Raw genomic sequence first — 10,782 nt, forward strand, 5'->3', positions numbered from 1 at the left:
AGGTCCGGCCGGACGCGACGCGTCCGCTCGAGCTGCTGCTCGCGCCGCCACGCGGCGACACGCCCGTGGTGCCCGCTGAGCAGGACCTCGGGGACGTCGAGGTCACGCCACGACGCGGGCTTGGTGTACGAGGGGTACTCGAGCAGGCCGTCCTCGTGGGACTCCTCGACCAGGGACTCGGGGTTGCCGACCACGCCGGGAACCAGGCGCCCGACGGCCTCGATCATCGCCATCGCCGCGACCTCGCCGCCGTTCAGCACGTAGTCGCCGAGCGAGAGCTCGACGACGGTGCTGCGCGTCGCGGCCCACTCGAACACGCGCGCGTCGATGCCCTCGTACCGCCCGCAGGTGAAGACGAGGTGCTCGTGCTCGGCGAGGGAACGCGCGATCGACTGCGCGAACGGTGTGCCGGCCGGCGTCGGGACGACGAGCGTCGACGACCCGTCCGGTCGCAGGATCGACTCGAGCGCCTGGGCCCACGGCTCGGGCTTCATCACCATGCCGGCACCACCGCCGTACGGGGTGTCGTCGACGGTGCGGTGCCGGTCGGTGGTCCAGGAGCGCAGGTCGTGCACGTGCAGGTCGAGGAGCCCGCCCTGCCGCGCCCGTCCCAGCAGAGACACGTCGAGCACCCCGAAGAACTCCGGGAAGATCGTGACGATGTCGATCCGCACGGTCAGGACTCGTCCGACGGGTCCGGCGTCGGCGTGACCGTCTCCGGGCGCGACATGTCCTCAGGGTCCTCGAAGAGCCCCGTGGGCGGCGTGACGGTGACGGTGCGCCCGGCGATGTCGACGGACGGCACGATGGCGGCCACGAACGGCACGAGGACCTCGCCGCGGTCGGGGGTCGTCACCGCGAGCAGGTCCTGCGCAGGCAGGTGATCGACGCGCGCGACGGTGCCGACGGAGACGCCGTCACGGACCACGTCGAGGCCGACCAGCTGGTGGTCGTACCAGGCGTCGTCCTCGCCGGTCTCTTCATCGGGGTCCTGGTCGACCCAGAGGATCGCCCGCGCGAGCGTCTCGGCGGCGGAACGATCCGCGATGCCCTCGAAGAAGGCGACCGCGTGGCCGTTGTACCAACGGAGCTCGTCGATGGCGATGGTCTTGCCGGACCACGGCGAGTCGTCCGGGACCTGGAGCGAGAAGACCGCTCCGTGCGTGAACCGACGATCCGGGTCGTCGGTGTAGAGCTCGAGCTTGAGACCGCCCTTGAGCCCGTGCGCCTTGGTGATGCGACCCACCCGGAGCTGGGTCGCCTCGTCAGGAATCGGTGTCGACCACGTCGACCCGCACCCGCTTGCCATCGGCCAGAGCCGTGACGAGGGTGCGGAGCGCCTTGGCGGTCCGACCGGCGCGTCCGATCACGCGGCCGAGGTCCTCGGGGTGCACGCGCACCTCGAGGACCTCACCCCGCGCGGAGGTGGAGCTGGCGACGCGCACGTCGTCAGGGTGATCGACGATCCCCTTGACGAGGTGCGTCAGCGCAGATGCGAGCAAGGAATTACGCCTCGGTCGTCTCTGCGTCAGCGTCGGCCTCGGCCGGAGCGGCCGGGGCCTTCTTCTCCGACTTCGGCTTCAGGACGGCCTTCTTCGACGAGTCGACGGTGAAGGGCTCCTTCGGCTGCTTGACCTTGACCTTGGACTCGGTGTCCTTCTCGCCCTTGAACTTGGCCCAGTCGCCGGTCAGCTTGAGGAGGGCAGCGACCTGCTCGGTCGGCTGCGCGCCGACGCCGAGCCAGTACTGCGCCCGGTCCGACTTGACCTCGATGAACGAGGGCTCCTCGGTCGGGTGGTACTTGCCGATCTCCTCGATGACACGACCGTCGCGCTTGGTGCGCGAGTCGGCGACGACGATGCGGTAGTACGGTGCTCGGATCTTGCCGAGACGCTTGAGACGGATCTTGACAGCCACAAATGCTCCTGTTGCGTGTTGTTGTGGTTGAACCGGAACCGCGGGCGTGGGGGCACGCGCGGTGAAAGCTCGAATGAGATCGTCATCCGCTGGATAGAGGGTCGAGCGGACACGATTCGACCGTTCATTCTTGCAGATGTCCGGCCCAGAAGCGAGCCAGCGAGTGCGGCGTGGCGCTACGGCGCGAGGGAGCGGACCGCTTCGAGGGCCTCGGAGGTCGCACGGACCGCGTCGACGCTCCGGGCGTCACGAGCACCGCCGACCAGGGCGAACGGGACGCCCGCCGACGCGAGCGCGGACTCGAGCGAGTGCTCGAGACGTTCCTGCCCGGCGCAGACGACGACGTGGTCGGCCGGGACCGCCCGTTCGACGCCGTCCTCGTCGCGGATCCAGAGTGCACCCGGCTCGATCCGCAGGTACTCCTGCACGCCGCCGACCATGCGGACACCGGCGTCGCGGAGCCGTCCGAGGGCGACCCACCGCGACGTCAGACCGACCCCCTGCCCGAACTTGCCCGAGCGGCGGAGCACGGTGACCTGCTCGCCCGGACGGGTCGTGCGCTGGGCGACGGGCTGTCGCTGCGGCAGGGGCCCGAGGACGTCGTCGGCGACGGTCACGTCCCACCGCTCGGCGAACGCCCGCGCACGGAGGGACTCGTCCGGGGACTCGGTCAGGAACGCCGCGGTGTCGACGCCGATGCCGCCCCCGCCGATGACCGCGACCGTGCCGGCGGGGACGCCGTCGCGGAGCGCCTGCTCGTACGTCTGCACGTGCGGCAGCTCGACACCCTGGATGTCGACCGACCGCGGGACGACGCCCGGTGCGAGCACGACGGCGTCGCTGCCGACCAGGTCGGCTGCCGTCGCCGGTCGTCCGAGGTGCACGGTCGCACCACGCTGGTCCAGCTCGGCGCGCGCGGCACGGACGGTCGCGGCGTAGTCCTCTTTCCCAGGGACCAGCGCGGCCAGGCCGAGCTGCCCACCGAGCTCGTCGGCGGCCTCCCACAGCGTGACGCGGTGCCCGCGACGGGCGGCGTCCACGGCGGCGGCGAGCCCGGCCGGCCCACCGCCGACGACGTCGACGCGGCGGGGCTGGGTCGTCGGACGGACCGGGAAGGCGACCTCGCGGCCGGCGCGCGGGTTCACCAGGCACGACACCGGTGCGCCGATGATCGAGCGGTCCAGGCACGCCTGGTTGCAGCCGATGCACGTGTTGACGAGGTCGAAGCGGCCGTCGACCGACCGCGACACGATCGCCGGGTCCGCCAGGAACGGCCGCGCGAGCGCGACGGCGTCCAGGAGCCCGTCTGCCAGCACCGCTTCTCCGTCGCGGAGGTCCGTCATCCGGTTCGAGGCGATCACCCGGACCCCGGGGTGGTCGGAGCCGCGGACGACCCGCGCGATCCGGGAGGCGTACGCCAGCCAGGCGCCGTGCGGGACGGCAGCCTGCACGGTCGGTGTGCGGGACTCGTGCCAGCCGATCCCGACGGAGATGCCGTCGAGCCCCAGCGGCAGCAGGTCGTGCACGAGCGCGTCGACCTCGTCGTCGGTGGTCGACCCGGGCATCAGGTCGGCCCCGGAGAGCCGGATCGTCACCGCGAGGTCCGGCACCGCGGCCCGGACCGCCCGGACGACGGACACGGCGAACCGTCGGCGCTTCTCGGGGGTGCCGCCCCAGGCGTCCTCACGCAGGTTCGTCAGCGGCGAGCAGAACTGGTTGACCAGGTAGCCCTCGGACGCCATGATCTCGACGCCGTCGAACCCGATGTCGCGTGCCGAACGGGCCGCGGCCGCGAAGTCCTCGATGGTCCGTTCGATCTCCGACGCGGTCAGTTCCTCCGGCACGACCCCGCGTGCTGCTGCCCACGGCAGCGCCGAGGGCGCGACGGCGCGCTGCGGGCCGCCGTGCCGGTCGACCATGCCGCCCACCAGGGCGTACCGACCGGCGTGGAAGAGCTGCGCCAGGATCGTGCCGCCCTCGTCGTGCACGGCCTGCACCGCGACCCGGAACCGTTCGTCCGCGCCGTCGACACCGAACACGGCGAAGTCCGGACCACCACGGGCCTCGTCGGACACCGCGATGCCGCCGGTGATGATGCACGCCGCCCCGCCGGCAGCGCGCTCGCGGTAGAACGCCGCCAAGCCGGCTCCGCCGTCGTCGTGCACCTCGAGCCCGGTGTGCATCGAGCCCATGACGACCCGGTTGGGCAGCGTCAGCGGGCCGAGCGTCCAGGGCGAGGCGACGACGGCGAGGTCCGGGACGGCGACGGTGCTCATGCCCCTACTCTGCCCCAGCCGGGGTCCCGGGGAGCACGGCGTCCCGCAGCGGCGACGTCGTGTCCGCCCAGTACGGCGGGGCGATGACGGTCAGACCGCCGTCGACGGAGAGGGTCTGGCCCGTGATGTACGACGCCTTGTCGGACAGCAGGAAGTCCACGGCGTCGGCCATGTCATGCGCCGTGCCCGGGCGCTGCAGCGGCAGCTTCTCGATGACCGTCTGCATCGGCGCCATGCCCGGCACCGCGTTGTAGAAGTAGTCCAGCGAGTCGGTGTCGATGAGCCCGCCGTTGACCGCGTTGACGGTGATCTGCCGCGGGCCGTACTCGACCGCCATGTACTTCGTGTAGGCCTCGGTCATCGCCTTCGCGGCGCCCAGGGCGGCGTAGGTCGGGAACGCGCGGAGCGAGCCGTACGAGGTCACGACGACGATCCGGCCCCCGCGGTCCATCAGCTCGGCGGCACGCTGCGCACCGAGCACGAACGACCGGGCGTTGGTGGCGTAGCTGCGGTCGAGGTGGTGCAGCTTGAGCTGCGCGACCGGCTTGAAGGCGCTGGCGGCGGCGTTCGCCACGAACATGTCGAGCCGCCCGTAGGTGTCACGGACCAGGTCGAACAGCGCGTCGATCGACTCCGGCTGCTCGATGTCGACCTGCGCCGTGATGCCGTCGCCGCCGGCTGCCTTGACGTCCGCCAGGGACTGCTCGGCGAGGTCGGCGTTGCCCTTGTAGGTCACCACGACGGTGACACCGCGCTGGCCGAGCTTCTGCGCGAGCAGGCGGCCGATGCCGCGGGAGGCCCCGGTGATGAGCGCGATGGGTGCGGTGCTGTCGGTCACTTCAGTCCTTTGCGTTGCGTGAGCAGGAGACGGACGGGAGGCTCGTGGCGGGCCCGCCACGAGCCTCCCGTCGGTTGCAGGGTGCGGCTAGAACCCGGCCTGGCCGGTCACGACGGCGCGGCCGACGACCAGCTTCTGGATCTCGTTCGTTCCCTCTTCGAAGCGCTGCGCGCGTGCGTCGCGGTAGACCCGCTCGATCGCGTTGCGCTTCCAGTAGCCCTGGCCGCCGTGCACCTGCAGGGCCTTGTCGGTGACGCGGGCGAGCATGTCGACCGCGACCATCTTCGAGGCACTGGAGAGCGTGCCGGCGTCGGGGCGCCCTTCCTCGTAGGCGCGGGCGGCCTCGAGCACCAGCGCACGGGCAGCGGCGATGTCGGCGTAGTTCTCGGCCAGGTAGAACTGGATGGCCTGGCGCGTGGCGAGCTTCTTGCCGAAGGTCTCGCGCTCGTTGGCGTACTCGACCGCGAGCTCGTTCGCGCGCTCGGCCAGCCCGACGGCGCTCATCGCGACCGAGACGCGGCTGGGGAGCAGGAAGCCGCCGAGCGCGACCTCGAGGCCCTGGCCTTCGTCACCCAGTCGGGCGCTGGCCGGGATCGGCGTCTCGGTGAACCGCAGGATCGCGTGGTCGGTCCCGCGGATGCCCATCGTGTCGGAGTCGTCGATGACCTCGGCGCCCGGGAGCCCCGAGTTGGGCATGAGGAACGCGACGGTGCCGTCCTGCCCGGTGGTGCCCTCGAGGCGCGCGGCGATCAGCCAGTAGTCGCACTTGACGCCGAACGTGATGAGGTGCTTCTCGCCGTTCATGACGTACGTGTCGCCCTCACGGCGGACGGTCGTGCGGATGTCCGCGCCGGTGCCGGCCGTGGCCTCGGTCAGCGTGAAGGCGACGAGCTTGTCACCGGCGACCGAGGGCTTGACGACCTGCTCGATCTGCTCCGGCGACGCGTACGGCGCCATCGCGCGCCAGGTTCCGTTGATGACGTGCACGAGCATGCGGATCGAGGCGTGCGACCGCGACACGATCTCCATGACCTCGAGGTAGCGCGAGAACGGGATGTCCCGCCCGCCGAGCTCGGCCGGTGCGGCGAGGCTGAGCCAGCCCAGCTCCTTGAGCTCCTGGAACAACTCGGGCGCGACCTGACCGGTGCGCTCGATCTCGTTCGCCCAGTCCTCACCACGGCCGCGGACCCACGCCGTGACCTCCGCCTTGAGCTCGGCGAAGTCCTGCTCGGCCGCCGTTTCCATGACCATCGTCATCGTTCGTTCTCCTTCATCGCGACGAGCGCCGCAGCCTGCTCGCGCAGGACGTTCTTCTGGACCTTGCCGACCGCGTTGCGGGGCAGTTCGTCGATGTACTCCAGGCGCTCCGGCCAGTAGTACTTGCTGACGCCGGCGTGCTCGAGGTACCGCTGCATCCCAGCGAAGTCGAGCGACTCGTCGGCCCGTGCGGACACGACGTACGCGCACGCCCGCTCCCCCAGGCGCTCGTCGGGCATCGCCACGATGGCGACGTCGGTGACGAGCGGGTGCTGGTACAGCAGGTTCTCGATCTCGACCACGGGGATCTTCTCGCCACCGCGGTTGATGACGTCCTTGACGCGCCCGGTGATCGACAGGAAGCCCTTCGCGTCGACCTTCGCCAGGTCGCCGGTGCGGTACCAGCCGTCCTCGGTGAAGACGTCGTCGGTCAGGTCGGGCCGGTCGAGGTACCCGTCGAACATGGTCGGCGAGTGCAGTTCGTAGTTGCCCTCGGTGCCCGCCGGCAGCTCGTTGCCCTCGTCGTCGACGATGCGGATCCGGGTACCGGGCAGTGCGCGTCCGTCGTGACCGTAGGCGTCAGCGGGGTCGTCGGTGGGGCTCGAGAGCGCGCCGAGGCACGTCTCGCTGGTGCCGAACGCCCCGAGGATGGCGGTGCCGAGGACCGTCGCCGCACGCTGGGCGAGCGCCCGCGGCACGGCGGCACCGGTCGGGACGAAGACCCGGAGGGACTCCGGTGCCGGTGCACCCGCTTCGACCAGGTCGACCAGGTCGGTCAGGAACGGCGTCGCACACTGCACGAAGGTCGCCCGTGCCGCCCCGAAGGCCTGCTCGAGCGCGGCCCGACCGTCCCACACGGGCTGGATGACCTGGGCGGCGCCGAGCCGGAACGCCAGCAGCATGCCGTACAGGAAGCCGGTCTGGTGCGCCAGGGGCGACGGGATGTAGATCCGGTCGTCCTTCGTCAGGCCGGACTGCGCCACGTGCATCGCGGTCGCCAGCCCGAGCGTGCGGTGCGGGTGCTGGACGCCCTTCGGCTCGCCGGTGGTGCCCGACGTGAACAGCAGCTGGCAGATGTCGTCTGCCGTCGGTGCGTGCGAGCGGATCTGTTCGACGTCGACCTGGACGGAGCCGAGTGCGGTGTCCCAGTAGCGCCAGTTCCACTCGCTCGCGGCCACCCGCTCGGAGGCATCGGCGGGCAGTGGCGGCTGGTTGGTGGGGATGTCGCCCTGTCCACGGGCCTCGGAGCGGATGACGACGACGTGCTCGACACTGAGTCGGCGCTTCTGTGCGCGTGCCTCGTCGAACACGTCGAGCAGCTCCAGGGCCGGGCGGCGTTTGCGGAAGACGTTCGGCAGGAACACCACGCGCGCACGCGACCGAGCGAGCGTCATCGTGGTCTCGCGCGGGCCGAACACCGGCATGATCGGCGTGGCGACCGCGCCGATCTGGATCGCCCCGAGGGTGATCGAGACGAACTCGCGCCAGTTCGGCAGCTGCATCGCGACGGACTCGCCGCGCCGCACGCCGAGCTCGAGCAGCAGCGCTGAGACCTTGTCGGCCTCGTCCTGCAGCTCGCGCCAGGTGGTCTCGACCGGCTCGGGGCCGCCGACCTCGATGACCGCCAGGCCGTCGGGCTCGGTGTCGGCGAGCGCGCGGACCTTCTCGCTGAGCACCAGCGGATCGGCGTCGACACCGGTGAGCTCGGGCAGGTCGACGGACGGGGCAGCCGTCGTGGTGTCCTCGCCCAGGTCGGTCGGCTGGTCGGACAGACGCGCGCGGTCAGCGCGGTCGTCGGCCACGGAATCGTCGGTGAGGGCGTCGCCGACCTCCATGTCGAGGCCGACGGAGTTCATCGCCTCGAGGAAGGTCGGGTACGAGATCCGGTACGCCCGGGGGTAGGTGAGGGCAGACGCACCGTCGGCCCTCGACGCGGCGACGGCGAGGGACATGAGGACGCGGTGGTCGTTGAACGAGGACATCGACGCCCCGCGCAGTCCGCCCGCGCCGACGCCGGTGACGCGGAGCTCGTCGGCGCCCTGCTCGGCGCGTCCGCCCATCCGGTTCAGCTGGAGCATCGCCGCGACGCGGTCGGACTCCTTGAGCCGGATGTGCGCCACGTTCCACAGCCGGGTCGTGCCCTCGGCGAAGGTCGCCATGGTGGACAGCACCGGCAGCAGGTCCGGGATGGGCTGGCAGTCGATGTCGAGGGGCCGGAGCGGGGAGCCGTCGTGCTCGATGCGCACGAAACCGGTCTCCTCGTCGATGCGCATCGGCACGCCCATCGCCGTCGCGAGGTCGAGGAACTCGCTCTCGGGGTGGTCCGTGTCGGCGGTGCGGAACGACGTCATCCCGCGCAGCAGCACGTCCGACCGGCGGATGGCTGCGGCGGCGATGCCGAACGCCGCCGAGCCGATGTCCGGTGGGATGACGTAGTCGTGGGGAGTCGCCTGCTGGTTCGCCGGGATCCGGTACTCCAGCCAGTCGTCCGAGACCTCGACCCGGAGGCCGAACTGCCGCATCATCCGCACGGTCAGCTCGACGTAGGGCTGTTCGTTGAGACGCCCGCCGGTGATGTGGATGCGCGTCTCCTGCTCGGCGAAGGGTGCCACGAGCAGGAGGCCCGAGATCCACTGGGAGAGCGTGCCGGCGATCTGCACGTCACCACCGCGCGGACGCTTCGGCTGGACGGTGACGGGCGGGCAGTCGTTCGTCGCCTCGAGCTCGATCCCCATCTGGGTGAGCGAGGTCAGCAGCGCCTTGATCGGCCGACGCTGGAAGTACTTCATGCCCGACAGCGTCATCGGCTTGTCTGCCAGGGACGCCAGGCCCGTCATGAAGTAGAGGGTGGTCCCCGAGGACCCCATGTTGAGGATGCCGTCGGCACCACGGGACCCGTGGTCGACGACGTCGGTCGCCGTGTACCGCCCGCCCAGTCCGGTCACGTGGTACTCGTTGCCGCGGCGCCTGATGTCGACGCCGAGGGCACGCAGCGTGCCGACGGTCCACTCGACCTGCCGTGTCGTGCTGACCCCGGAGACGGTGCTCGTCCCCTCGGCCAGCGACGCGAGGACCAGCGCCCGGTGCGCATGGTACTTCGAGACCGGGATGTCGAGTTCTCCGATGAGCGGTGCGGACGTACCGCGCACGACCAACTGCATGCGTACCTCGTTTTCTGTCGACGCGCTTCTACGGTAGACCCGGTGGGGAACCGCTGAGGAACGAAACCACACCAACCGGCGGCGCGCACGTTGTACGAGTACGACATGCAAACAGGCAGGATGTACAGCATGGACATCCGCTTCACCGAGTCCCGCCCGTCGACGATCGGCGTCGAGTGGGAGCTCCCGCTGGTCGACCGGCACACCGGCGACCTCGCACCCCGCGCGCCCGCGGTGATCGCCGCCGTGCACGAGCGCCTCGGCAGTCGCGAGAAGGTCACCGAGGAACTGCTGACGAACACGGTCGAGGTCGTCACCGGTGTGCACGACACCGTGTCGGGCGCGACCGCGGAGCTGTCCGACACGATCACCCAGGTGATCGACGCCGCGGCACCGCTCGACGCCCAGGTGATGTGCTCCGGCACCCACCCGTTCGCCGTGTGGGACCAGCAGGAGATCACCCCGGACAGCGAGCACTACACGACGCTGATCGACCGGACCCGCTGGTGGGGACGGCAGATGCTCATCTGGGGCGTGCACGTGCACGTCGGCATCGACGACCGCGACAAGGCGATCCCGATCATGAACGCCATGCTCGCGTACGTCCCGCACCTGCAGGCGTTCACGGCGTCGAGCCCGTTCTGGGGCGGCACCGACACCGGCTACGCGTCGAACCGCGCGCTCATGTTCCAGCAGCTGCCCACCGGCGGCCTGCCCCCGCAGCTCGGTGCGTGGGCGAACTTCGAAGAGGTCGTCAGCGACCTGACGCACACCGGAGTCATCGACGACGTCAAGGACCTGCGCTGGGACATCCGCCCCTCGCCGGGATGGGGGACGCTCGAGAACCGCGTCTCCGACGGCCTGTCGACGCTGCACGAGGTCGGGGCGGTCACGGCGCTGGTGCAGTGCCTGGTCACGGCCTGCTCGGATCGACTCGACGCGGGCGAGACGCTGCCGACGATGCAGCCCTGGTTCATCCGCGAGAACAAGTGGCGCGCCGCCCGCTACGGCATGGAGGCGGAGATCATCACGAACGTCGCCGGTGACGAACGACTCGTGACCGACGAGGTGCACGACCTGGTCGGCCGACTCGACCCGATCGCCGAACGGCTCGGCTGCGTCGACGAGCTGCACCACCTCGACACCATGATCGAGCGCGGGGCGTCGTACCAGCGCCAGCTCGCGGTCGCGCAGCAGCACGGCGGGGACCTGCGCGAGGTCGTCCGCCACCTGGTGACGGAGTTCACCGACTCCCTCTGACGCTGGCGGGTCGTTTCACGCAGAGGAAGTCGAATCGCGCGGAGGTGGTCGAAAGTCTCGACCCCCTCCGCGC

9 protein-coding genes are annotated in these 10,782 nt (G+C 70.8%); 1 reads left to right on the top strand and 8 read right to left on the bottom strand.

Going from position 1 to position 10,782, the window contains the following annotated elements:
- The 8 genes from trmD to aroA form a co-directional block, all read right to left on the bottom strand.
- On the bottom strand, window positions 1–674 hold a 674-nt coding region (trmD, locus tag ASG04_RS15190), incomplete at its 3' end, for a tRNA (guanosine(37)-N1)-methyltransferase TrmD (RefSeq protein WP_056126154.1).
- Between the two features lie 2 nt (window positions 675–676).
- Window positions 677–1,246: a ribosome maturation factor RimM gene (gene rimM, locus ASG04_RS15195; protein ID WP_056126036.1), complete on the bottom strand. Its 570-nt coding sequence runs from the start codon at window positions 1,244–1,246 to the stop codon at window positions 677–679.
- Between the two features lie 19 nt (window positions 1,247–1,265).
- Window positions 1,266–1,502 carry an RNA-binding protein gene (locus ASG04_RS15200; protein ID WP_056126038.1) on the bottom strand — a complete coding sequence of 79 codons (237 nt, stop codon included), beginning with the start codon at window positions 1,500–1,502 and terminating at the stop codon, window positions 1,266–1,268.
- Window positions 1,503–1,506: 4 nt separating this feature from the next.
- Window positions 1,507–1,917 carry a 30S ribosomal protein S16 gene (rpsP, locus tag ASG04_RS15205; protein WP_056126040.1) on the bottom strand — a complete coding sequence of 137 codons (411 nt, stop codon included), beginning with the start codon at window positions 1,915–1,917 and terminating at the stop codon, window positions 1,507–1,509.
- A 176-nt stretch (window positions 1,918–2,093) separates the two neighbouring features.
- Entirely contained in the window at window positions 2,094–4,193 is a 2,100-nt protein-coding gene (locus ASG04_RS15210) for an FAD-dependent oxidoreductase (protein WP_056126041.1), read from the bottom strand.
- 4 nt (window positions 4,194–4,197) lie between these two features.
- Window positions 4,198–5,031 carry an SDR family oxidoreductase gene (locus ASG04_RS15215; RefSeq protein WP_056126043.1) on the bottom strand — a complete coding sequence of 278 codons (834 nt, stop codon included), beginning with the start codon at window positions 5,029–5,031 and terminating at the stop codon, window positions 4,198–4,200.
- A gap of 87 nt (window positions 5,032–5,118) precedes the next feature.
- A complete protein-coding gene (locus tag ASG04_RS15220) occupies window positions 5,119–6,288 on the bottom strand; it encodes an acyl-CoA dehydrogenase family protein (protein ID WP_200938539.1) in 1,170 nt (389 codons plus the stop codon).
- Window positions 6,285–9,449: a 3-phosphoshikimate 1-carboxyvinyltransferase gene (gene aroA / locus ASG04_RS15225; protein WP_056126048.1), complete on the bottom strand. Its 3,165-nt coding sequence runs from the start codon at window positions 9,447–9,449 to the stop codon at window positions 6,285–6,287. The genes ASG04_RS15220 and aroA overlap by 4 nt, the downstream gene beginning before the upstream one ends.
- Window positions 9,450–9,578: 129 nt before the next feature.
- Between aroA and ASG04_RS15230 the strand changes: the two genes are divergently transcribed.
- Window positions 9,579–10,709 carry a glutamate--cysteine ligase gene (locus tag ASG04_RS15230; protein ID WP_056126051.1) on the top strand — a complete coding sequence of 377 codons (1,131 nt, stop codon included), beginning with the start codon at window positions 9,579–9,581 and terminating at the stop codon, window positions 10,707–10,709.
- Window positions 10,710–10,782: the final 73 nt, after the last annotated feature.

The sequence above is a fragment of the Curtobacterium sp. Leaf183 genome (assembly GCF_001424385.1).
Classification (GTDB): Bacteria; Actinomycetota; Actinomycetes; order Actinomycetales; family Microbacteriaceae; genus Curtobacterium.